The sequence below is a fragment of the Streptomyces sp. DI166 genome (assembly GCF_900091315.1).
In the GTDB taxonomy this organism is placed as follows: domain Bacteria; phylum Actinomycetota; class Actinomycetes; order Streptomycetales; family Streptomycetaceae; genus Streptomyces; species Streptomyces fuscus.
The window spans coordinates 1-20,521 of record NZ_FLSP01000123.1 but is presented as its reverse complement, the minus strand read 5'-3'; the positions used below and the strand labels follow the sequence as shown (position 1 = coordinate 20,521).

General features: G+C 73.0%; 19 protein-coding genes. 12 read left to right on the top strand and 7 right to left on the bottom strand.

Annotation, left to right across the window (positions count from 1 at the left end; all coding sequences use genetic code 11):
* From GA0115233_RS35865 to GA0115233_RS35855, 3 genes are all read left to right on the top strand, one after another.
* Positions 1-779, top strand: a 779-nt coding sequence (locus GA0115233_RS35865; protein WP_093724521.1) for a DUF6807 domain-containing protein, incomplete at its 5' end; no start/stop codon positions are given.
* The gene (locus GA0115233_RS35860) at positions 773-1,525 is read left to right on the top strand and encodes a cupin domain-containing protein (RefSeq protein WP_093724520.1); all 753 of its coding nucleotides are present in this window, start codon (positions 773-775) and stop codon (positions 1,523-1,525) included. The genes GA0115233_RS35865 and GA0115233_RS35860, both read left to right, overlap by 7 nt.
* Before the next feature lie 69 nt (positions 1,526-1,594).
* Entirely contained in the window at positions 1,595-2,620 is a 1,026-nt protein-coding gene (locus GA0115233_RS35855; RefSeq protein ID WP_255310463.1) for a saccharopine dehydrogenase NADP-binding domain-containing protein, read from the top strand.
* Positions 2,621-2,964: 344 nt separating this feature from the next.
* Here the strand turns inward: GA0115233_RS35855 and GA0115233_RS35850 are convergent, their stop codons facing one another.
* Together GA0115233_RS35850 and GA0115233_RS35845 are read right to left on the bottom strand one after the other, a co-directional pair.
* Entirely contained in the window at positions 2,965-5,193 is a 2,229-nt protein-coding gene (locus tag GA0115233_RS35850; RefSeq protein ID WP_093724519.1) for a heavy metal translocating P-type ATPase, read from the bottom strand.
* 27 nt (positions 5,194-5,220) lie between these two features.
* Entirely contained in the window at positions 5,221-5,442 is a 222-nt protein-coding gene (locus GA0115233_RS35845) for a heavy-metal-associated domain-containing protein (RefSeq protein ID WP_093724518.1), read from the bottom strand.
* Positions 5,443-5,619: 177 nt separating this feature from the next.
* Here GA0115233_RS35845 and GA0115233_RS35840 point away from each other — a divergent pair, with 177 nt between their 5' ends.
* Positions 5,620-6,582, top strand: coding sequence for a hypothetical protein (locus GA0115233_RS35840; RefSeq protein WP_093724517.1), 963 nt, complete (start codon positions 5,620-5,622; stop codon positions 6,580-6,582).
* Position 6,583: 1 nt separating this feature from the next.
* Here the strand turns inward: GA0115233_RS35840 and GA0115233_RS35835 are convergent, their stop codons facing one another.
* On the bottom strand, positions 6,584-8,422 hold the full coding sequence (locus GA0115233_RS35835) for a glycoside hydrolase family 15 protein (RefSeq protein ID WP_093724516.1): 1,839 nt from the start codon (positions 8,420-8,422) through the stop codon (positions 6,584-6,586).
* Between the two features lie 79 nt (positions 8,423-8,501).
* Positions 8,502-9,281, bottom strand: a complete 780-nt coding sequence (locus GA0115233_RS35830) for a DeoR/GlpR family DNA-binding transcription regulator (RefSeq protein WP_093724515.1) — start codon at positions 9,279-9,281, stop codon at positions 8,502-8,504.
* Positions 9,282-9,404: 123 nt separating this feature from the next.
* On the opposite strand from GA0115233_RS35830, the gene GA0115233_RS35825 reads away from it, so the two are divergent.
* Together GA0115233_RS35825 and GA0115233_RS35820 are read left to right on the top strand one after the other, a co-directional pair.
* Positions 9,405-10,286, top strand: a complete 882-nt coding sequence (locus GA0115233_RS35825; protein WP_093724514.1) for an SIS domain-containing protein — start codon at positions 9,405-9,407, stop codon at positions 10,284-10,286.
* A 31-nt stretch (positions 10,287-10,317) separates the two neighbouring features.
* Positions 10,318-11,175 carry a class II fructose-bisphosphate aldolase gene (locus GA0115233_RS35820; RefSeq protein ID WP_093724513.1) on the top strand — a complete coding sequence of 286 codons (858 nt, stop codon included), beginning with the start codon at positions 10,318-10,320 and terminating at the stop codon, positions 11,173-11,175.
* Here the strand turns inward: GA0115233_RS35820 and GA0115233_RS35815 are convergent.
* Positions 11,159-12,307 carry a methyltransferase gene (locus tag GA0115233_RS35815; RefSeq protein WP_176712057.1) on the bottom strand — a complete coding sequence of 383 codons (1,149 nt, stop codon included), beginning with the start codon at positions 12,305-12,307 and terminating at the stop codon, positions 11,159-11,161. The genes GA0115233_RS35820 and GA0115233_RS35815 overlap by 17 nt on opposite strands.
* Positions 12,308-12,352: 45 nt before the next feature.
* On the opposite strand from GA0115233_RS35815, the gene GA0115233_RS35810 reads away from it, so the two are divergent.
* Both GA0115233_RS35810 and GA0115233_RS35805 read left to right on the top strand, forming a co-directional pair.
* On the top strand, positions 12,353-13,036 hold the full coding sequence (locus GA0115233_RS35810; protein WP_093724511.1) for an alpha-ketoglutarate-dependent dioxygenase AlkB family protein: 684 nt from the start codon (positions 12,353-12,355) through the stop codon (positions 13,034-13,036).
* Between the two features lie 36 nt (positions 13,037-13,072).
* Complete coding sequence (locus GA0115233_RS35805; RefSeq protein WP_093724510.1) at positions 13,073-14,317, top strand: ROK family protein; 1,245 nt, start codon at positions 13,073-13,075, stop codon at positions 14,315-14,317.
* On the opposite strand, the gene GA0115233_RS35800 is transcribed toward GA0115233_RS35805, so the two are convergent.
* Positions 14,303-15,142 (bottom strand): helix-turn-helix transcriptional regulator, encoded by an 840-nt coding sequence (locus GA0115233_RS35800; RefSeq protein WP_093724509.1) that lies wholly within the window; start codon positions 15,140-15,142, stop codon positions 14,303-14,305. The genes GA0115233_RS35805 and GA0115233_RS35800 overlap by 15 nt on opposite strands.
* Before the next feature lie 103 nt (positions 15,143-15,245).
* On the opposite strand from GA0115233_RS35800, the gene GA0115233_RS35795 reads away from it, so the two are divergent.
* Positions 15,246-15,953 carry an SDR family oxidoreductase gene (locus GA0115233_RS35795; RefSeq protein ID WP_093724508.1) on the top strand — a complete coding sequence of 236 codons (708 nt, stop codon included), beginning with the start codon at positions 15,246-15,248 and terminating at the stop codon, positions 15,951-15,953.
* Positions 15,954-16,225: 272 nt separating this feature from the next.
* Here the strand turns inward: GA0115233_RS35795 and GA0115233_RS35790 are convergent, their stop codons facing one another.
* Entirely contained in the window at positions 16,226-16,636 is a 411-nt protein-coding gene (locus GA0115233_RS35790; RefSeq protein WP_093724507.1) for a VOC family protein, read from the bottom strand.
* A 246-nt stretch (positions 16,637-16,882) separates the two neighbouring features.
* On the opposite strand from GA0115233_RS35790, the gene GA0115233_RS35785 reads away from it, so the two are divergent.
* From GA0115233_RS35785 to GA0115233_RS35775, 3 genes are read left to right on the top strand one after another with little or no spacing between them, the layout of a single operon-like run.
* Positions 16,883-17,164, top strand: a complete 282-nt coding sequence (locus GA0115233_RS35785; protein WP_093724506.1) for an SHOCT domain-containing protein — start codon at positions 16,883-16,885, stop codon at positions 17,162-17,164.
* Positions 17,161-17,946 (top strand): ABC transporter ATP-binding protein, encoded by a 786-nt coding sequence (locus GA0115233_RS35780; RefSeq protein ID WP_093724505.1) that lies wholly within the window; start codon positions 17,161-17,163, stop codon positions 17,944-17,946. Before GA0115233_RS35785 ends, GA0115233_RS35780 begins: the two co-directional genes overlap by 4 nt.
* A complete protein-coding gene (locus GA0115233_RS35775) occupies positions 17,943-20,504 on the top strand; it encodes an ABC transporter permease (protein ID WP_093724504.1) in 2,562 nt (853 codons plus the stop codon). Before GA0115233_RS35780 ends, GA0115233_RS35775 begins: the two co-directional genes overlap by 4 nt.
* Positions 20,505-20,521: the final 17 nt, after the last annotated feature.

The following is a 20,521-nucleotide window of genomic DNA, read 5'->3' as shown; positions in this document are numbered from 1 at the left end:
TGCGCACCCTCGCCGGGCACACGGTCACCGGCTACCGGCCGAGCGACCACCGCTGGCACAAGGGCCTGCAGATGACCGCGAGCCATCTGTCCGGGCAGAACTTCTGGGGCGGCAACTCCTATGTCCACGGCGAGGGTTACCGGCGGCTGCCGGAGCGGGTCGGCTCGATGCGGCACGACGGCTTCTCCGCGTTCGCGGTGAGCGACGTCCGGCTCGCCGTCACCGAGGAGCTGACCTGGGTGGAGAACGGCGGCGAGGAGTGGGCGCGCGAGGAGCGGGGCCTGACCGTGCACTCCGTCGACGAGGAGACCGGATCCTGGGCCCTGGACTGGTCGATCCGGCTCACCAACACCCGCTCCGCGCCGCTGGTCTTCGGCTCCCCGACCACCGCGGGACGCGAGATGGCCGGATACACCGGACTCCAGTGGCGCGGGCCGCGGGACTTCACCGGCGGCACGGTCTTCGCGCCCGGCACCGGCGCCGAGAAGCTGATGGGCTCGCAGGGCCCCTGGCTCGCCTTCACCACCGAGCACGACGACATCGACGCGCACTCCACCGTCGTCTTCGCGCACGCGCCGGAGAACGAGGAGGCCGTCCACGAATCCCACTGGTTCGTCCGCTCCGAGCCCTTCCCGACCGTCGCGTTCTCCTGGGCGTTCTTCGACGAGTTCGCGCTGGCGCCGGGCGAGTCCTTCGGCTACCGCTACCGGGTGGTGATCGCCGACGGCGCCTGGGACACCGAGCGCGTGGCCGAGCACCTGGCCGGCCTGCCGTGGTGAACCCCGCCCTGCCGAACCCGCTGCCCGGCGCGGTCGGCCTGTCCCACCTCAGCGCCTACGACTGGGAGGCCGCCGACGGCGTCTGCGGCGGCAGCCCGCATCTGCACCTGGTGTGCACCGAGGCGTACGTCGTCACCGGCGGCCGGGGCGCCGTGCAGACCCTCGGCGCCGACGGCTACCGGGAGATCCCGCTGGAGCCCGGCTCGCTCGCCTGGTTCACCCCCGGCACCGTGCACCGCATGGTCCAGGGCGGCGACCTGCGCGTCACCGTGCTGATGCAGAACAGCGGGCTGCCCGAGGCCGGGGACGCGGTGTTCACCTTCCCGCCCGAGGTGCTCGCCGACCCCGACCGGTACCGCGCCGCGGCCACGCTCCCGCCCGGCACGGGACCCGACACCGCCGAGGCCGCCCGGCGCCGCAGGGACCTCGCCGTCGAGGGCTACCTCGTCCTGCGCGAGGCTCTTGCCGCGGGCGACACCGGCCCGTACCGCGCCTTCCAGAGCGCCGCGGCCCGCCTCGTCCGCGACAAGGTGCCGGCGTGGCGCGCACTGTGGCAGGAGGGCGCCCTGGCCGCGGCCCGGCGCACCGGCGCCCACCTGGACGCCCTCGTGGAGGGTGACCCCGCCTACCTCGACGACTCCACCGCCCACTCCGCGACCCCGACCCGCCACGGCGGCTTCGGCATGTGCGGCAGACGGGACGAGTACGGGGTACCGGGGACGACACTGCCGTACGGCGAGGACTGACGCCTTCGGACGCGGCGGCAGGGGGCTCCGCGACCACAAGAGCGAGCCGAGTGCCCTACGTTGACGCGTATGACTACTGGAGATACGAGTGGCCGGATTCTCGTCATCGGCGGCTACGGCGCCGTGGGCAGCGCGGTAGGGAGCCGGCTGGAGGAACGGCTTCCCGGGCGGGTGATCCCGGCGGGCCGCAACGAGGTCCGGGCCCGGCGCCTCGGCGGAGTCCGCGTCGACGTAAGCGACCTGGACGGACTGCGGCGCACGCTGGACAAGCTGGGCGACGTGCGCGTGGTGGTGCTCTGCGTCGAGCCCGAGGACGCCCTGCTCGCCCGTGTCTGTCTGGAGCGGGGGATCGACCTGGTCGACGTCAACGCCACCCGGGACCTCCTCGACGCGGTCGCCGACCTGGACGGCGTCGCGGCCGCCGCCGGTGCCACGGGGGTGCTGAGCGTGGGCGTCGCGCCCGGCCTGACGAACCTGCTCGCCCACCGGGCCCACGAGGCCGTCGGCGGCGCCCAGCGGCTCGATGTCACGGTGCTGCTCGGCTCCGGGGAACGCCACGGCACGGACGCCGTGCGCTGGACCGTCGAGGGCCTGACGGAACCGGTGACGGCAGCGCCCCGCTCCGTCTTCCTGCCCGGCCACGGCACCCACCTGGCCTACCCGTTCCCCTTCTCCGACCAGCACACCCTGCGCCGCACCCTGGGCGTCCCGGAGGCGACGACCCGCCTCTGCCTGGACTCCCGCCCCCTGACCGCCGCCCTCTTCGCCCTGCGCGGCACGGGTCTCCTGCGCGGCGAGCACCGCGCCCCGCTGCGGCGCACTCTCACCGGCGCCTTCAGCCGCGTCCACGTCGGCGCGGACGCGTTCGCCCTCCGTGCGGATGCCTGGCGCGACGACGACCACGCCGCGTTCGCCCTCACCGGACGAGAGCAGAGCCGGGTGACAGGGCTGGTGGCGGCCGAGATCGCGGGCGAACTGCTGCGGGGGCAGCTTCCGCCCGGGGTCCACCACATCGAACAACTGCCCGATCTGGCAGACGTGCCGGAGCGGTTGGCGGCGGACGGGGTGCGGGTGCTGCGACGGGTGGGGGGCTGAGGGGGCGGGTGCGTCCGTCGGAGGGTCGGCTCGGCCGGGGCGCCGTATGGAGGACTGCCCGAGTTGGCGGATGAGCCGGCGCGATTGGTGGCTGAGGGGGTGCGGGTGCTGCCGGGGGTCGGTGCCTGAGTGGGACCAGCCGTGGCCGTTGGGGCTGGCTCGGCCCGGGGCGCCGCTTTGAGCGATGCTCGCTCGCCGGGGCGGCATGCCCCACGCCCCTGTAGTCAGTCGGCCGCGCGCAGCAGACGCGTGATGCGGGCGGCGTCCCGCGCACCGCGTCCCGCGCCCGTACAGCCCTGTGCCCGGCCACTCGGCAAGAGTGGCCGGGCGCAAGGCCGTTGCCCTCAGTCGGCTGCCCGGAACGAGCGCAGGCGGAGGGAGTTGCCGACCACGAACACCGACGAGAAGGCCATCGCCGCCCCCGCCAGCATCGGGTACAGGAGCCCCGCCGCGGCCAGCGGCAGCGCCGCCACGTTGTACGCGAAGGCCCAGAACAGGTTGGAGCGGATGGTGCCCAGCGTCCGGCGGGCCAGGCGGATGGCGTCCGGCGCGGCGCGCAGGTCGCCGCGGACCAGGGTCAGGTCGCCGGCCTCGATCGCCGCGTCCGTACCGGTGCCCATCGCCAGACCGAGGTCGGCCTGGGCCAGCGCCGCCGCGTCGTTGACGCCGTCGCCGACCATGGCCACCGAACGCCCCTCCGCCTGGAGCCGCTTGACTACGTCGACCTTGTCCTGCGGCATCACCTCGGCGATGACGTGCTCGGGAGCGATGCCGACCTGCCGGGCCACGGACTCGGCGACGGCCCGGTTGTCCCCGGTGAGCAGCATCGGCGTCAGGCCCAGCGCCCGCAGCCGGGTGATCGCCTCCGCGCTGGTCTCCTTCACGGCGTCGGCGACCTCCAGGACCGCCCGCGGCTCCCCGTCCCAGGCCACGGCGATGGCGGTACGGCCGCCCGCCTCGGCCTCGGACCTGGCCGCCGCCAGCCTCGGCGGCAGCTCCATGGCCCACTCCTCAAGCAGCCGTTCCCGGCCCACCAGCACGGCGTGTCCGTCCACGACGCCCTGCACGCCGAGCCCCGGCACATTGGCGAAGTCCTCGGGCGCCGGGAGCGAGCCGAACTTCTGGATCGCGCCGTCCGCGACGGCCCGGGCGACCGGGTGCTCGGAGGCGTGCTCCAGGGCGCCCGCCAGCCGCAGTACCTCGGCCTCGTCGGTGCCGTCGGCGGTGTGCACGGCCAGCAGGGTCATCCGGCCGGTGGTGACGGTGCCGGTCTTGTCGAGGACGACGGTGTCGACCTTGCGGGTGGACTCCAGTACCTCCGGGCCCTTGATCAGGATGCCGAGCTGGGCGCCGCGCCCCGTGCCGACCATGAGCGCGGTGGGCGTGGCGAGGCCCAGGGCGCAGGGGCAGGCGATGATCAGGACCGCCACCGCGGCCGTGAACGCGGCGGCCGTGCCCGCGCCGCTGCCCAGCCAGAAGCCGAGGGTGCCCAGCGACAGAGCGATCACGATCGGTACGAACACCGCCGAGATCCGGTCGGCGAGCCGCTGCGCCGCGGCCTTGCCGTTCTGCGCGTCCTCGACCAGCCGGGCCATCCGCGCCAGCTGGGTGTCGGCGCCGACCCTGGTCGCCTCGACGACCAGACGTCCGCCCGCGTTGACGGTGGCACCGGTGACGGCGTCACCGACGCCCACCTCGACCGGTACGGACTCGCCGGTCAGCATGGAGGCGTCCACCGCGGACGAGCCCTCGACGACGGTGCCGTCGGTGGCGATCTTCTCGCCGGGGCGTACGAGGAAGCGGTCGCCGACCTTCAACCCGTCCACCGGCACGGTCCGTTCGGAACCGTCGGCACCGATCAGCGTGACGTCCTTGGCGCCCAGCTCCAGCAGCGCCGTCAGTGCCGCGCCCGCCTTCCGCTTGGAGCGTGCCTCGAAGTACCGCCCGGCGAGGATGAAGGCGGTGACCCCGGCGGCGGCCTCCAGATAGATGTTGGCCGACCCGTCACTGCGGGAGATGGTCAGCTCGAAGGGGTGCGTCATCCCCGGTTCGCCCGCGGTGCCGAAGAACAGCGCCCACAGCGACCACAGGAACGCGGCCGACGTACCGACCGAGATCAGGGTGTCCATGGTGGCCGCGCCGTGCCGGGCATTGGTGAACGCGGCCCGGTGGAACGGCCAGGCGGCATACGTCACGACCGGCGCCGCCAGGGTCAGCGAGAGCCACTGCCAGTACTCGAACTGGAGCGCCGGGACCATCGCCATGGCGACCACCGGGACGGAAAGCACGATTGCCGTGATCAACCGCTCCCGCAACGGCCGGAGTTCGTCGCTCTCCGGTGCCTTCTCCGGTTCCGGTGAGGGCAGTTGGGCGGTGTACCCGGTCGCCTCCACGGTCGCGATCAGGTCGTCGACGGACACGCCGGCGCCGTAGGAGACCTTCGCCTTCTCGGTGGCGTAGTTGACGGTGGCGGTCACGCCGTCCATGCGGTTGAGCTTCTTTTCGATGCGCGCCGCGCACGAGGCGCAGGTCATGCCGCCGATGGTGAGTTCGGTGTCGATCATGGTGGTCATCTCTGCTCCTCGTGCGGGCGGGCGGTGTCAGGCGCGGCCGGTGACTTCGTATCCGGCCTCGTCGACGACCTCGGCGATCAGCGCGTCGTCCGGCTCGGTGCTGCTGCTGACGGAGACCTGACCGGCCCGGAGGTCGACCTCGACGCCGGTCACTCCGTCCAGCTCGCCGATGACCTTGGTGAGCGTGGCCTTGCAGTGGCCGCAGGACATGCCGGAGACGGCGTACGTGGTGATCGTCTGGGTGGACATGGAGTGCCTCCTGGATCGACTGTTGCTCTGGCTTCTGTATACCCGGTGGGGGTATTCCTGCCGGTGGGTCCATGTATACCCCTGGGGGGTAGCAGACGCAAGTCTGTCCAGAGGTTGACTTCATACCCCCTAGGGGTATCGTGAGCGGCATCGGAAGCTGAGACCGAGGAGATCGACATGCATGCCGGACTGAAGATCACCGCGTTCGCCGCGGGCCTGGCCGCCACCTTCGGTACGGCCTACGGCGTCGGCAAGGGAGTGGGACCGGTCGACGAGGATCCCAAGCCCGTCGCGCGGCACGAGAGCCACAGCGGGGCGTCGGAGGGGCATGGCGGGGACGGGGGAGCGGTGCAGGCCGCGGCCGGGGGACTCCAGATCTCCGAGGGCGGCTACACCCTCGATCTGAAGACCCCGACCGTCCCCGCCCGCGACCGCTCCGACCTGCGCTTCGTCATACGGGACAGCAGTGGCCGCGCGGTCAAGGCGTTCCAGCGCGAGCACGAGAAGGAGCTCCACCTCATCGTGGCCTCCCGTGACCTGGTCACCTACCGCCATCTGCACCCCACCCGCGCCGCCGACGGCACCTGGAGCACCCCCGTCGACCTGCCCCGCGCGGGCGGCTACCGCGTCTTCGCCGACTTCACCCCGGCGAAGAAGGGTGCCGAGAACCTCACCCTCGGCGCCGACCTCGCCGCCTCCGGCTCCTACCGGCCCGAGCACCTGCCGGCCCCGAAGGCCACCGCAGAGGTCGCCGGCTACCAGGTCCGCCTGAACGGCACCCTGCGCCCCGGCAGGGCGAGCGAGCTGAAGCTGCACGTCTCACGCGACGGCAAGCCGGTCACCGACCTCCAGCCCTACCTCGGCGCCTACGGCCACCTGGTCGCCCTGCGCTCCGGTGACCTCGCCTACCTGCACGTCCACCCGAACGGCGAACCCGGCGACGGCAGCACCGAACCCGGCCCCGCCGTCTCCTTCACCGCGACCGCGCCGAGCAGCGGTTCCTACCGGCTCTTCCTCGACTTCAAGCACGACGGGAAGGTCCGCACCGCCGCCTTCACGGTCCGCACCGAGGGCGCACCGGCCGCCCCGGAGGAGCAGCCGGAGGCCGGCCACGAGGAGACCCCCGGCCACGGGCACTGAGTCAGCCGAGCGCCTTGTCCAGGTTGAAGGCCGCGCTGATCAGCGCGAGATGGGTGAACGCCTGCGGGAAGTTGCCCTGTTGCTCACCGGTGTGGCTGATCTCCTCGGCGTACAGGCCCAGATGGTTGGCGTAGGTGAGCATCTTCTCGAACGCCAGCCGGGCCTCGTCCACCCGGCCGGCGTGCACCATGGCCTCGACGTACCAGAAGGAGCAGATCGAGAAGGTACCCTCGTCGCCGCGCAGTCCGTCGGGGCTGGCGAGCGGGTCGTAGCGGTAGACGAGGGAGTCCGACACCAGCTCCTGGGTGAGGGCGTCCAGCGTGGACAGCCACTTCGGATCGGTCGGCGCGATGAACTTCGTCAGCGGCATCATCAGGACGGCCGCGTCCAGCACGTCGTCCTCCTCGTGCTGGACGAACGCCTGCCGGGCGTCGGACCAGCCGTGGCTCATGATGCGCCGGTAGATGGTGTCCCGGCTGTCGCGCCAGCGGACGATGTCGGCGGGCAGCCCCCGGCGGGTGGCCATCCGGATCGCCCGCTCGATCGCCACCCAGCACATCAGCCGCGAGTACAGGAACTTCTTGCGCCCGCCCCGGGTCTCCCAGATGCCCTCGTCGGGCTGGTCCCAGTGCTCGCACACCCAGTCCACCAGCGCGCACACGTCGTCCCACTGGTCGCTGGAGATGGGCTTGGCCCACTTGTCGTAGAGGTAGATGGAGTCGATCAGCGCGCCGTAGATGTCCAGTTGGAGCTGCTCGGCTGCGGCGTTGCCGATCCGCACCGGCGCCGAGCCCTGATGGCCCTCCAGGTGGTCCAGGTCGCGCTCGGTGAGGTCGGTGCGGCCGTCGATGCCGTACATGATCTGCAGCGGCCCCGAGGGCTTGCCGTCGCCCGGACTGATGTGCCGCATCACGAAGTTCATGAACGCCTCGGCCTCACCGGTGAAGCCGAGCCGCAGCAGCGCGTACACGCAGAACGCCGCGTCGCGCACCCACACGTACCGGTAGTCCCAGTTGCGCTCGCCGCCGATCTGCTCGGGCAGGCTGGTGGTGGGCGCGGCGACGATGGCGCCGGTGGGCGCGTAGGTGAGGAGCTTGAGGGTGAGCGCCGAGCGGTGCACCATCTCCCGCCAGCGGCCCCGGTACTTGGACGACGACAGCCAGTGCCGCCAGTAGGCGACCGTGGTGTTGAACTGCTCCTCCGCCTCCGTCATCGCGCACCGGCGCGGGCTCACCTCGCCACCGACCTGGTCGAGCGCGAACACCGCCGTCTCGCCCTCGGCGAGCTTGAACTCGGCCCGTACGTCCGCCCCGTCGGGCTCCAGCGGCACCGTCGCGGTCAGGCCGAGGGAGAGCTTGCTGGAATCGAACACGGCGACGTCGCCGACCATCCGCACGGTGTGCGGCTGGGAGCCGTACGCGAAGCGCGGGGCCACGCGGGCGCGGAACGGGATGGAGCCGCGTACGCACAGCACGCGCCGGATCAGCCGGTGCCGCTCGATCTCCACCGAGTCGCCGTCGACGGGCATGAAGTCCTGCACCTCACCGACGCCGTCCTCGGTGAAGAAGCGGGTGATCAGAACGTTGGTGTCCGGGAAGTAGAACTGCTTCGTCCGCGCGGGCACGGCCGCCGCCAGCTCGAAGGCGCCGCCCCGCTCGGCGTCCAGGATCGCCGCGAAGACGCTCGGCGAGTCGAAGGAGGGGCAGCAGTACCAGTCGATCGTGCCGTCGGTCCCGACCAGGGCCACGCTGCGCAGATCGCCGATCAGGCCGTGCTCGGCGATCGGCAGATAGCGTGCGGCGGCCGGGCCGTCCTGGTCGTTCGGTGCAGTTCCGCTCATCGCAGCCTCCCTGGGGCCCCCGACACCGCCACGTCACCAGCGTAGGCGGAAAGGGGTCGCCCGCGAGGGCGTAACGGCATCAGACCGTGACGACCTCGACGCCTGCCTCTTGGAAGCGCCGGACGGTGTCCGCTCCGGCCGCCGCGTCGGTGACCAGCGTGTCCACCGTGCTCGCGTCACAGATCCGGGCGAACGCCCTGCCGCCCAGCTTGCTGGAGTCGGCGGCCACGATCACCCGCCCGGCCCGCTCGCACAGCAGCCGGTTGATGGCCGCCTCCGCCTCGTCGTTGGCCGCCGCCCCGTGCGTGGCGTCGAAGGCGACGACCCCGAGCACCGCCACGTCGAGGGTGATCTGGCCGAGCACCCCGTCGGCGAGCGGCCCGATCAGCTCGTACGACTGGGGGCGGGCGACCCCGCCGGTCACCACGATCTTGAACTGGGGGCGCACGGCCAGTTCGTTGGCGATGTTGAGGGCGTTGGTGACGATCGTCAGTGCGGGCGAGCCGGTGGCCAGGTCCCCGCGTACGGCGAGGGCGCGGGCGACCTCGGTGGTCGTGGTGCCGCCGGTGAGGCCGACCGCCTCGCCGGGGGAGACCAGGGCGGCCACCGCCTTGGCGATGCGCTCCTTCTCCGAGGCGTGCCGGGCGGTCTTGTAGCGCAGCGGCAGCTCGTAGGAGACGCCGTGGACGACCGCGCCGCCACGGGTGCGCACCAGCATCTGCTGCTCGGCCAGCTGGTCGAAGTCCCGGCGGATCGTGGCCGCCGAGACCGACAGCTCGGTCGCCGCCTCCTCGACATCCAGCCGGCCGCGCTCCACGAGCAGTTCCAGCAGCGCCTTCCAGCGGGCGTCGCGTGACATCCGCGCCTCCGTTTCTCGATCTCTCCGGCGACCCTAGCGCACCCGTTCTCCGCCCGGATGCTTGATTCTGCTTGAAAATGCGCTGTATCTTGCAAGAAAAAGCAAACCCAGGGAGGGGTGGGCATGACCCACGTGGAGGAGGAGCTGGCGAGCCAGCCCGAGTGCTGGACCCGAGCCGCGCTCCAGGCCCCGGAGCACGGCGCGGCGCTGCCCGCTCGGGGGGAGCGGGTCGCCATCGTCGGCTGCGGCACCTCGTACTTCATGGCGCAGTCCGCCGCCGCGCTCCGCGAGGGCGCGGGCCAGGGCGAGACGGACGCCTTCGCCGCCTCGGAGTTCCCGCGCGGACGCCACTACGACCGGGTGGTCGCCCTGACCCGTTCCGGCACGACGACCGAAGTGCTCGAACTCCTCGGGGAGTTGAAGGGCGTCACGCGCACGACCGCGCTCACCGCCGACCCGGAGACGCCTGTCATGGAGGCGGCGGACGACGTGATCGTCCTCGACTACGCCGACGAACGGTCCGTCGTGCAGACCCGGTTCGCCACCACCGCGCTCACCCTGCTCCGCGCACACCTGGGCCTGCACACCGACGCCGTCGTCGCCGACGCCCGCGCCGCGCTCGACGCCCCGCTGCCCGAAGGGCTCGTCGACTGCGCCCAGTTCACCTTCCTGGGACGCGGCTGGACCGTCGGGCTCGCCCACGAGGCCGCGCTGAAGATGCGCGAGGCCGCACAGGCGTGGACCGAGTCCTACCCGGCGATGGAGTACCGGCACGGCCCCATCAGCATCACCACCACGGGCACCGCCACCTGGATGCTGGGCGAGCCGCCGGAGGGCCTGGCCGACCAGGTCCGCGCCACGGGCGGCACCTGGATCGCGGACGCCCTCGACCCGCTGGCCGGCCTCCTCCGCGCCCAGCGCCTGGCGGTGGCCGTGGCGCAGGCCCGCGGGCTGGACCCGGACCTGCCGCGGCACCTGACCCGCTCAGTGATCCTCGCGCCCTGACCGCCCCCGAAAAGTTCCGGAAGGCCCACCCATGCCCCTGGTCACCACCGGCGAACTGGTCACCGCCGCAACGGCACGGCGCACCGCCGTCGCCGCCTTCAACATCATCACGCTCGAACACATCGAGGCCGTCGTCGCGGGCGCCGAGTCGGCGCGGACGCCCGTGGTGCTCCAAGTCAGCGAGAACGCCGTCAAGTTCCGCTACGGCCGCCTCCTGCCGCTCGCCCGCGCCGCCGTCGCCGCCGCCGAACGCGCCGACGTCCCCGTCGCGCTGCACCTCGACCACGTCCAGAGCGACGACCTGCTGCGCCAGGCCCCCGGCGCCGGATTCAGCTCCGTGATGTACGACGCGGCCCGGCTGCCCTACGCCGACAACCTCGCCGCGACCCGCGCCGCCGCCGACTGGGCGCACGCCCAAGGGCTGTGGATCGAGGCCGAGTTGGGTCAGATCGGCGGCAAGGCCGGACAACCGGCCCTGGACGCCCACGCCCCCGGCGCCCGCACCGACCCCACCGAGGCGCGGGCCTTCGTCGCCGAGTCCGGGGTCGACGCCCTGGCCGTTGCCATCGGCAGCAGCCACGCCATGACCACCCGCACCGCCGCCCTCGACCACGACCGCCTCAAACGGCTCGCCGCCACCCTGGACGTACCGCTCGTCCTGCACGGTTCCTCGGGCGTGCCCGACGCCGAACTGACCGCCGCCGTCACCGGCGGAATCGCCAAGGTCAACATCGGTACCGCCCTCAACATCGCGATGACCGGCGCCATCCGCACCTACCTCGCGGAAAACCCCGAAGCGGTGGACTCCCGCCGCTATCTGAGCGTCGGGAGGGAGGCGATGGTGCGGGCGGTGGAGGCGCTCGTACGGGTGGTCAGTCCGCGCGCCTGACCGCCTTCAGGATCACGAACTTCCGGTCACCGGCGACCAGTTGGCAGTTACCGAACAGGTGGCGCAGCTTGACGTGGTAGCCGAGATGACGGTTGCCGACGACCCACAGCTCACCGCCCGGCCGCAGCGCACGCCGCGCCCCGGTGAACATCCGCCAGGCGGTGGCGTCGGTCGTGGCCTGGTGGGAGTGGAACGGCGGGTTGTTCAGCACCAGGTCGACACTCCCGGCCGGTACCCCGGCCAGCCCGTCGCCCACCCGGAACTCCGCGTGCCCTGGCACCCCGTTCGCCTTGAACGTCGCCTCGGCCGACGCCACCGCCTGGAAGGACTCGTCGACGAACAGCACCTCGGCCGTGGGATCGGCGAGCGCCACCGCCGTACCGAGCACACCGTTCCCGCAGCCGAGGTCCACCACCCGGCCGCCCCGCGCGTCCGGCAGATGCCCGAGGAAGAACCGGGTGCCGATGTCGAGCCGGTCGGCGCAGAACACGCCCGCGTGATTGACGACCGTACGACCGGAGACGACGCCGACGTCACCGGGCAGGGCGTAGGAGTACGGCCACGGGTTCTCCGGGCGCTCCGGGCCGGGGTCCGGGGTGCAGAAGATCAGCCGGGCCTTCTGCTCGGCCAGCGAGGTGCGGGTGGGCCCGATGATCCGCTCGAACAGGTTCAGCGTCGAGGTGTGGATCTCCTTCACCATGCCGGTGCCGACCACCACCGTGTCCGCGTGCACGGCGGGCGCCAGCCGGTGCAGCTGGTCCTCCAGCAGCGCCAGGCTCTTCGGGACCCGCACCAGCAGCACGTCAATCCGCTCCGGCGGCGGATCCTGCGTGGTCAGCAGGCGTACGGCACCGGGCTCGACCCCCGCCCGCGCCAGGTTCGCCCGGGTCGCCTCCTGGGCGAGGTGGGAGTCGGTGATCTGCGTCGGCCGGTGCTCCGCGAGCGCCGTGACCAGCGCGCCCCAGCGGTCACCGACCACCACGACCGAGCCGGACAGCGGGGCGTCCCGCTGCGCCAGATGCCTCAGCAGATAGGCGTCGGAGGCGTCCCAGGCCCGCAGCCGGTCACGCGGGTCCACGGGGAAGCGGGTGAGGGCGAGCTCGCCCCACGGCGTCGTCAAAGGGTCGTTCATCGTCCGTCAAGGCTAGCCGAGCCGCAGCTCAGGCAGGATGGAGCCATGGACGCCGAGCTGTTCCCCAGGCCCCGCACCACGATCGCGCCCGGCGCGGTGCACGTACCGGACTGGCTGGACGCACGGGCCCAGCGCGAGCTGCTGGCGGCCTGCCGGGAGTGGGCCGTACCCCCGGCCGGGCTGCGCACGGTCCGCACCCCCGGCGGCGGCACGATGACCGCCCGGCAGGTCTGCCTCGGCTGGCACTGGTACCCGTACGGCTACGCCCGCACCGTCGTCGACGGCGACGGCACCCCCGTCAAACCGTTCCCGGACTGGCTGGGCGAGCTGGGGCGGCGCGCGGTCCGCGACGCGCTGGAGGAGGGGGCGCCGGGGACTGTGCCGTACGACGAGGCGCCGGCGACCGGGAAACCGCTGTACGACATCGCGCTGATCAACTTCTACGACGGTGACGCCCGCATGGGCATGCACCGCGACAGCGACGAGGAGTCGGACGCGCCCGTGGTGTCGCTCAGCCTCGGCGACAGCTGTGTCTTCCGGTTCGGCAACACCGAGTCCCGGGCCCGGCCCTACACGGACGTGGAGCTGCGCAGCGGTGACCTGTTCGTGTTCGGCGGGCCCTCCCGGCTCGCCTACCACGGGGTGCCCAAGGTGCACCCGGGCACGGCGCCGCCCGAGTTGGGGCTGGCCGGGCGGCTGAACGTCACGCTCAGAGTCAGTGGCCGGTAGGTGGTCACCACATCGGATCATGGGAGACTCCCCCTCATGAGCGGCAAGGCGGACCCCCGGCCGACGGGGGAAGGGACCACCTCAAGGACGCGGTTGGACCGGGGACGCGGTGCGCTCGGGCCCGCGCTGGAGCTCGTGCACACCGGTCGGGCCCCGACCCGTGCCGTGCTCACCGCGGAGCTGGGCGTGACCCGTGCCACGGCGGGCGCGGTCGCCGCCGAACTGGAGGCGCTGGGGCTGATCCGGGTCGACGCCCGGCCCGCCGCCGCTGCCGGATCGCAGGGCCGCCCCTCGCACCGCCTCGAAGTCGCCGAGGACGGGCCCGTCGTACTCGCCGCGCAGGTGCACGCCGACGGCTTCCGGGCGGCGCTGGTGGGGCTCGGCGGGCGGATCGTCGCCACCGCGCCGGGCAGCGAGACCATCGACGCCGATCCGGCGAAGGTCCTCGGCTCGGTCGTGGAGGCGGGCGCCGAACTGCTGCGCACCACCGGCAGGCGCTGTGTGGGCGCCGGGCTCGCGGTGCCGTCCGCGGTCGCCGAGCCGGACGGGCTCGCGCTCAACCCGCTGCACCTGGCGTGGCCGGTGGGCGCCCCGGTGCGCCGTATCTTCGCCGAGTGCGTACGGGACGCCGGGATCACCGGTCCCGCGTTCGCCGCCAACGACGTCAACCTCGCCGCGCTCGCCGAGCACCGGCACGGCGCGGGCCGCGGCGCCCGGGACCTGCTGTGCGTGGCCACCGGGCACCGGGGCGTGGGCGGCGCGCTGGTGCTGGACGGGCGGCTGCACACCGGCAGTTCGGGGCTCGCCCTGGAGGTCGGCCACCTCACCGTCAACCCCGAGGGCCGCCCCTGCCACTGCGGCGGACGCGGCTGCCTGGACGTCGAGGCCGACCCGCTGGCCCTGCTCACCGCGGCGGGCCGCGAGCCGGGCCCGGAGGTGTCCCTGCTCCAGCAGGCCAACGAACTCATCCGGCACCACTACGACGCCCCGGGCGTCCGCGGCGCCGTCGAGGCCCTCATCGACCGGCTCGGCCTCGGCCTGGCCGGTCTGGTGAACATCCTCAACCCGGACCGGATCATCCTCGGCGGACTGCACCGCACCCTCCTGGACGCCGACCCGGAGCGGCTGCGCGCGGTGGTCGCGGACCGCAGCCTGTGGGGGCAGAGCGGGGGCGTGCCGATCCTGGCCTGCACCCTGGACCACAACAGCCTGGTGGGCGCCGCCGAACTGGCCTGGCAGCCCGTGCTGGACGACCCCCTGCGGGCGCTAACCCACCAGTGACTGGGTGCCGAGGACGCCGAGCAGCGCGAGCCGTTCGGCGTCCTCGGTGCCGGGCTCGGCCGTGTAGACCATGATCCGCAGATCGCTTCCGGCGACGGAGAGAATGTCGCAGTCCAGGGTCAGCGGGCCCACCTGCGGATGGTCGACGGTCTTGCGACCGCCCGGCTGTGTGCCCACCGCGCCCGAGTCCCACAGCTCCGCGAACCGCTCGCTCTTCGCCCGCAACTCCTCGATGAGAAGCTGCAGTTGCCGGTCCTTCGGATAGCGGGCCGCCGTCGTGCGCAGATCGGCGACCAGCGCGGCCTGGAACTCCCGCCGCTCCTCGGGAGTCTGCCGCACCCGGCTGCCCGGACCGAGGAAGTTGCGCCACACGCCGTTGCGTTCGAGGCCCCGCCGCCCCGACGGATCACCCATCAGCGCCGCGTACAGCGGATTGGCCAGCAGCAGCGTCCACATGGCGTCGTAGACCCCGACCGGAACCCCCACCAGCCGGTCCAGCAGCCGCTGCACACTGGGGGTGAGATACCCCGGCACGGTCTCCGGCCCCGGCGGCACCAGCCCGGCCAGCCGGAACAGATACGCCCGCTCCTCGGCGGACAGCCGCAGCGCACGCGCGAGCGCCTCCACGACCTGCGCCGACGGGTTCACGGCCCGGCCCTGCTCCAGCCGGGTCACATAGTCCACGGAGATCCCCGCGAGCAGCGCCAGCTCCTCCCGGCGCAACCCGGCGGCCCGCCGCTGCCCACCGGACGGCAGCCCGGCCGCACCGGGCGGGACACGGTCCCGCCACCGGCGCAGCGCCCGCCCGAACTCGGTAGCCGTCATGCTCCCCAGTGAACACCGTCCGCGGCCCGTCTTCCTGGTACCGGCGGTCCCAGGAAGCGGGGACTCCTGGCCGGCCGGGCCGCCGCGCCGGAGCCTGGGGCGCATGACCACCACACTCATCACCGGAGCCAACAAGGGCCTGGGTTTTGAAACCGCCCGCCGTCTCCTCGAAGCAGGTCACACCGTCTACGCCGGCAGCCGCGACGAGGAGCGCGGCCGCCGCGCCGCCGAGCGCCTGGGCGCACGGTTCGTCCTCCTCGACGTCACCGACGACGCGTCCGTCACGGCGGCGGCGCGGACGATCGAGGCCGACGGCGGCCTCGACGTCCTGATCAACAACGCGGGCATCGAGGAGCGGGACGCCGACAACCGCGTGCCGGGCGCCGCCGACACCACCGCGGACTCGGTGCGGGCGGTGTTCGAGACGAACGTCTTCGGCGTCGTACGCGTCACCCACGCCTTCCTTCCGCTGCTCCAGAAGTCCGCGGCACCCGTGATCGTCAACGTCAGCAGCGGCCTGGCCTCCCTGACCGCCCTGTCCGACCCGGCCTCCCCGGCGCACTTCTACCCGGGCCTGGCGTACCCGGCCTCCAAGACCGCGGTGAACATGCTCACCGTGCAGTACGCGAAGGCGTTCCCGCGCATCCGCGTCAACGCCGTGGAACCGGGCTTCACCGCGACCGACCTCAACGGCCGCACCGGCACCCAGACCGTCGAGGAGGGCGCCGAGATCATCGTCCGTATGGCCCGCGTGGGGGTGGACGGGCCGACCGGGGGCTACTTCTCGGCCGAGGGACCGCTGCCCTGGTAGGCCGCCGCCGACGAGGTGAGGCTCCACAGCGCCGCCACGCCGAATCCGTCGGCCGGGCCGCCGACCTCGCGTTCGGCTGGTCGGTGGCGTTCGGCTCGCGAACACGGTCACCCCCGGTCGGGGATCGTCAACGAGTCAGCAGATCGCCTGCCCGGCGGCCCAAGTCCTCGCCGACACCGCGCTGTTGGCTGCCTTCGACACGCATCCCGCGCACCCGGCCCTGGCCGCGGCGGCGAAGCTCAGGCCCGCCGTCGACATCGCCGTGGAGCCCGCTACGGCCGGGCGTACGGCCGCGTCATGATCTCCATGTTGTGGCCGTCCGGGTCGTCGAAGTAGGCGCCCCGGCCGCCGAACAGCCGGTTGATCTTCCCGGGCTCGGTGTGGCTCGGGTCGGCGTAGTAGGTCACGCCGAGCGCCTCCAGCCGGGCGATCATGGTGTCGAACTGATCGTCGGGCACGAGGAAGGCGTAGTGCTGCGACTGGATCGACTCGTCCCGCATCTCGTAGTAGTCGAGCGTGACCCCGTTGCCGAGGTCGACCGGCAGGAACGGCCCGAACGGGGCACCGACCTCAAGACCGAGGACCGTAGCGAGGAACTCGGCGGACAGACTGCGGTCGGAGGCGAGGACGGCGGTGTGGTTGAACTGGACAGTGGTTGTTGTGGATTGGTGGTCAGTGGACATGGATCACCACCCTACGGGGACGAGCGCCCAGAGGATCATCCGTTTACGGCCGCCACCCGCCTTCGGCCTCGCGACCAGCTCCACCGCAGGTGGGACACGCCTCGGGAGCAGGCACGCCCACCCCGCCCTACTCCCCGGGAGGTACGCGCACTGCCGCTGCCCGTACGACGACCGGGACCCCCTTGGCGAGGGACCGTCGAGGCAGCACCGGAAATCCCGGTGAACCGACTCGGGAGATGACTCACGATGCAGACCCTGGCGCACTTCGCCGACGGCGGTCCCGGCCCCTGGATCCTGTTCCTGCCGCTCATCTGGGCGGCTGTGGTCATCGGCGGGATCACCCTGCTGCGGCGCACCGTGTGGCGCGGTCGCGGCGGCCCGCGCAGGCCCGCCGCGGACGACCACTCGCCGATCACCGTGCTCGGCCACCGCTTCGCCTCCGGCGAGATCGACGAGGACGAGTACTGGCGCCGGCTGTCCGTCCTGGACGAGCAGTTCGGCCGCACCGGCAAGGGCGGTGCGGCATGACCACCACGACCCCCGCCCGGACGGCCGCCCGTGTCGTCGACGCCGTGAAGGTGTACGGCAGCGGTGACACCGCCGTCCGGGCCCTGGACGGGGTGAGCGTCGCCTTCCCGGCCGGACGCTTCACCGCGATCATGGGCCCGTCCGGCTCCGGCAAGTCCACCCTGATGCACTGCGCCGCCGGTCTCGACACCCTCACCTCGGGCACCGCCCACATCGGCGACACCGAGCTGGGCTCCCTCGACGACCGGCGCCTGACCCTGCTCCGCCGCGAACGCGTCGGATTCGTCTTCCAGGCGTTCAACCTGGTGCCGACGCTCACCGTGGCGGAGAACATCCGCCTGCCCCTGGACCTCGCGGGCGATCGCGGCGACCCGGAGTGGATCGACGCGCTCATCGACGTCGTCGGTCTGCGCGACCGGCTCCACCACCGGCCCGCCCAGCTCTCCGGCGGCCAGCAGCAACGCGTCGCCGTGGCGCGGGCGTTCGCGGGCCGCCCCGACGTCGTCTTCGCCGACGAGCCGACCGGCAACCTCGACTCCCGCTCCGGCGAGGAGGTCCTCGGCCTGCTCGGCGGAGCGGCCCGCGAGACACGGCGCACGGTCGTCATGGTCACCCACGACCCGGGCGCCGCCGCCCACGCCGACGAGGTCGTCTTCCTCGCCGACGGCCGCCTGGTCGACCGGATGACCGCACCGACCGCGGAGAAGGTCCTGGACCGCATGAAAGCCTTCGAGGGGCCCTCCTCCCGGGAGGCGCCCGCCCCGGTCGAGGTGCCGTCATGAACGCCACCGTCCGCCTCAGCGCCTCCTCCCTGCGCGCCCACAAACGCCGCTTCGCCGGCACCTTCCTGGCCGTGTTCCTCGGCGTGGCCTTCCTCGCCGGAACCCTCGTCATGGGCGACACCCTGCGCGCCGGCTTCGACACCATGTTCGGCAACGCGACCAGCGGCACCGACGCCGTCGTCCGCAGCGCCGACGCCATCACCACCCCCGGCGAGAGCCAGGGCGTCCGCGAACCCGTCGCCACCGATCTCGCCGACACCATCGAGAAGGTCCCCGGTGTGGCCGCGGCCGAGCCCAACATCGAGGGCGCGGGCCAGCTCGTCGGCAGCGACGGCGACCCCATCGGCGGCCAGGGCCCGCCCACCCTGGCGGGCAACTGGATTACCGACGAGCAGCTCAACGCCTACCGGCTGGCCGACGGCCGCGCCCCGCGGAAGTCCGGCGAGGTCGTCGTCAACCGGGGGACCGCCGAGCGCGGCGGGCTGAGCATCGGCGACCGGACCGTCCTGCGCACCCCGGACCCGGTCGAGGTGACCGTCGTCGGCCTCGCGACCTTCGGCGGCGAGGACGGCATGGCCCAGGTGACCTACACCGGCATGACCCGCGCCGACGCCGAGAAGTACCTCACCGCCCGCCCCGGCGAGGCGGCGACCGTCCTCGTACGGGCAGCTCCCGGCGTCAGCCAGGAGGAACTCGTGGACCGCCTGACTCCCGCCCTGCCCAAGGGCGTCGAGGCCATCACCGGCCAGGAGGCGGCCGAGGAGAACACCGAGATGATCTCCAGCCAGTTCCTGACCCTGTTCACCACCTTCCTGCTGGTCTTCTCCGGCGTGGCCCTCCTCGTGGCGACCTTCTCCATCCACAACACCTTCGCCATCGTCGTCGCCCAACGCACCCGCGAGAACGCCCTGTTGCGCGCGCTCGGCGCCGCCCGCCGCCAGGTGACGGCCGCGACCCTCGTCGAGGCGACCGCGGTGGCGCTCACCGCCTCCCTGGCGGGCCTGGCCGGCGGCATCGGCATCGCGGCCGGACTCCAGGCACTCTTCCCGGCGATCGGCTTCCCCTTCCCCGAGGGCGAGCTGGTGATCGGCGCCGTCTCGATGGCGCTGCCGCTCGCGGTGGGCGTCGTGGTCTGCCTCGCCTCCGCGGTCCTGCCCGCCGTACGCGCCGGACGCACCGCGCCCCTGGCCGCGCTGCGCGAGACGGCCGTCGACACCTCCGGCGCCTCGCGCACCCGCGCGGTCACCGGACTCGGCCTCGCCGCCCTCGCGCTCGGCACCACCCTGTCCGGGGTCCTGGTCACCCCGGACGTCCTGCTGGCGGGCACCGGAGCGGTCCTGGCCCTCGCCGCGTTCGTCGTGCTGGGCCCGGTCGCCTCCACCACGGCGATCCGCGTCCTGGGCGGCCCGCTGCACCGGCTGCGCGGCGTCACCGGCGGTCTCGCCCGCCGCAACGCCCTGCGCAGCCCGAAGCGGACGGCGGCCACGGCCGGTGCCCTGATGATCGGCGTGGCCGTGGTGTCCCTGTTCACGGTGTTCGGCGCCTCGCTGAAGGCGACCATGGACCGGACCGTCTCCCGCTCCTTCGCCGGCGATGTCGCCGTCAGCGCGCCCTCGTTCGGCGCGGGCGGCAGCGGCCTGAGCCCCCGCGTCGCCGACGCGCTGCAGGACCTTCCCGAGGTGGACACGGCGGTCGGCCTGGGCAGGGGAGTGGCCGAGGTGAACGGCGAGGGACGGGCCCTGACCGTCACCGACCCCGTGGCCCTGGAACGGACCTTCGACCTCGGTGAGATCCGCGGCTCGCTGCGCGGCCTGGGCACCGACGGCATCGCCGTCACCGAGAAGGAGGCGGACCGGCAGAACCTGGCGACCGGCGACCGGGCGCGCCTCACTTTCACCGACGGCAGCACCGAGGCGTTCACCGTCCGCGCGGTGTACGGGCAGTCCGAACTCGCCGGTGACTACGTCATCACCCGCGCCGCCTGGGCTCCGCACCGCACACAGGACGCGGACACGCTGGTCGCGGTGTCGTTCGCGGACGGAGTGGGCGCGCAGGAGGGCAAGGCGGCCGTCGAGAAGGTCACCGCCGCCTACGGCAACCCGGAGGTGCAGACCCGCGACGAATACGCCGAGTCCTCGGCGGGCGCCATCGACATGATGCTGACCCTGGTCTACGCGCTGCTCGCGCTGGCGGTCCTCATCGCGTTGCTGGGCATCGCCAACACACTGACCCTGGCGATCCACGAGCGCACCCGGGAACTCGGCCTGCTGCGGGCCGTGGGCCAGACCCGCGCCCAGTTGCGGGCGATGGTCCGCTGGGAGTCGGTCCTGGTGGCCGCCTTCGGTACGGCGGGCGGACTGGCCCTGGGTGCCTTCCTGGGCTGGGTCCTGGTGGCGGCCTCGGACGGGGCGAGCGACACCGCCTTCGCCTTCGCGGTGCCCCCGTTCCGCCTGCTGCTGGTGGCCCTGGTCGGCCTCACGGCGGGAGCCCTCGCGGGCCTCCGCCCGGCGGCCCGGGCAGCCCGCCTGAACGTACTGCGGGCCATCGCCACCGACTGAGGTCCGCGAGCCGGGGG

What these genes read in the sequence shown, in the direction of transcription:
- GA0115233_RS35855 (WP_255310463.1), top strand. Translation starts at nt 1,595, where the DNA reads ATGACTACTGGAGATACGAGTGGCCGGATTCTCGTCATCGGCGGCTAC.
- GA0115233_RS35850 (WP_093724519.1), bottom strand. Translation starts at nt 5,193, where the DNA reads ATGACCACCATGATCGACACCGAACTCACCATCGGCGGCATGACCTGC.
- GA0115233_RS35845 (WP_093724518.1), bottom strand. Translation starts at nt 5,442, where the DNA reads ATGTCCACCCAGACGATCACCACGTACGCCGTCTCCGGCATGTCCTGC.
- GA0115233_RS35840 (WP_093724517.1), top strand. Translation starts at nt 5,620, where the DNA reads ATGCATGCCGGACTGAAGATCACCGCGTTCGCCGCGGGCCTGGCCGCC.
- GA0115233_RS35835 (WP_093724516.1), bottom strand. Translation starts at nt 8,422, where the DNA reads ATGAGCGGAACTGCACCGAACGACCAGGACGGCCCGGCCGCCGCACGC.
- GA0115233_RS35830 (WP_093724515.1), bottom strand. Translation starts at nt 9,281, where the DNA reads ATGTCACGCGACGCCCGCTGGAAGGCGCTGCTGGAACTGCTCGTGGAG.
- GA0115233_RS35825 (WP_093724514.1), top strand. Translation starts at nt 9,405, where the DNA reads ATGACCCACGTGGAGGAGGAGCTGGCGAGCCAGCCCGAGTGCTGGACC.
- GA0115233_RS35820 (WP_093724513.1), top strand. Translation starts at nt 10,318, where the DNA reads ATGCCCCTGGTCACCACCGGCGAACTGGTCACCGCCGCAACGGCACGG.
- GA0115233_RS35815 (WP_176712057.1), bottom strand. Translation starts at nt 12,307, where the DNA reads ATGAACGACCCTTTGACGACGCCGTGGGGCGAGCTCGCCCTCACCCGC.
- GA0115233_RS35810 (WP_093724511.1), top strand. Translation starts at nt 12,353, where the DNA reads ATGGACGCCGAGCTGTTCCCCAGGCCCCGCACCACGATCGCGCCCGGC.
- GA0115233_RS35805 (WP_093724510.1), top strand. Translation starts at nt 13,073, where the DNA reads ATGAGCGGCAAGGCGGACCCCCGGCCGACGGGGGAAGGGACCACCTCA.
- GA0115233_RS35800 (WP_093724509.1), bottom strand. Translation starts at nt 15,142, where the DNA reads ATGACGGCTACCGAGTTCGGGCGGGCGCTGCGCCGGTGGCGGGACCGT.
- GA0115233_RS35795 (WP_093724508.1), top strand. Translation starts at nt 15,246, where the DNA reads ATGACCACCACACTCATCACCGGAGCCAACAAGGGCCTGGGTTTTGAA.
- GA0115233_RS35790 (WP_093724507.1), bottom strand. Translation starts at nt 16,636, where the DNA reads ATGTCCACTGACCACCAATCCACAACAACCACTGTCCAGTTCAACCAC.
- GA0115233_RS35785 (WP_093724506.1), top strand. Translation starts at nt 16,883, where the DNA reads ATGCAGACCCTGGCGCACTTCGCCGACGGCGGTCCCGGCCCCTGGATC.
- GA0115233_RS35780 (WP_093724505.1), top strand. Translation starts at nt 17,161, where the DNA reads ATGACCACCACGACCCCCGCCCGGACGGCCGCCCGTGTCGTCGACGCC.
- GA0115233_RS35775 (WP_093724504.1), top strand. Translation starts at nt 17,943, where the DNA reads ATGAACGCCACCGTCCGCCTCAGCGCCTCCTCCCTGCGCGCCCACAAA.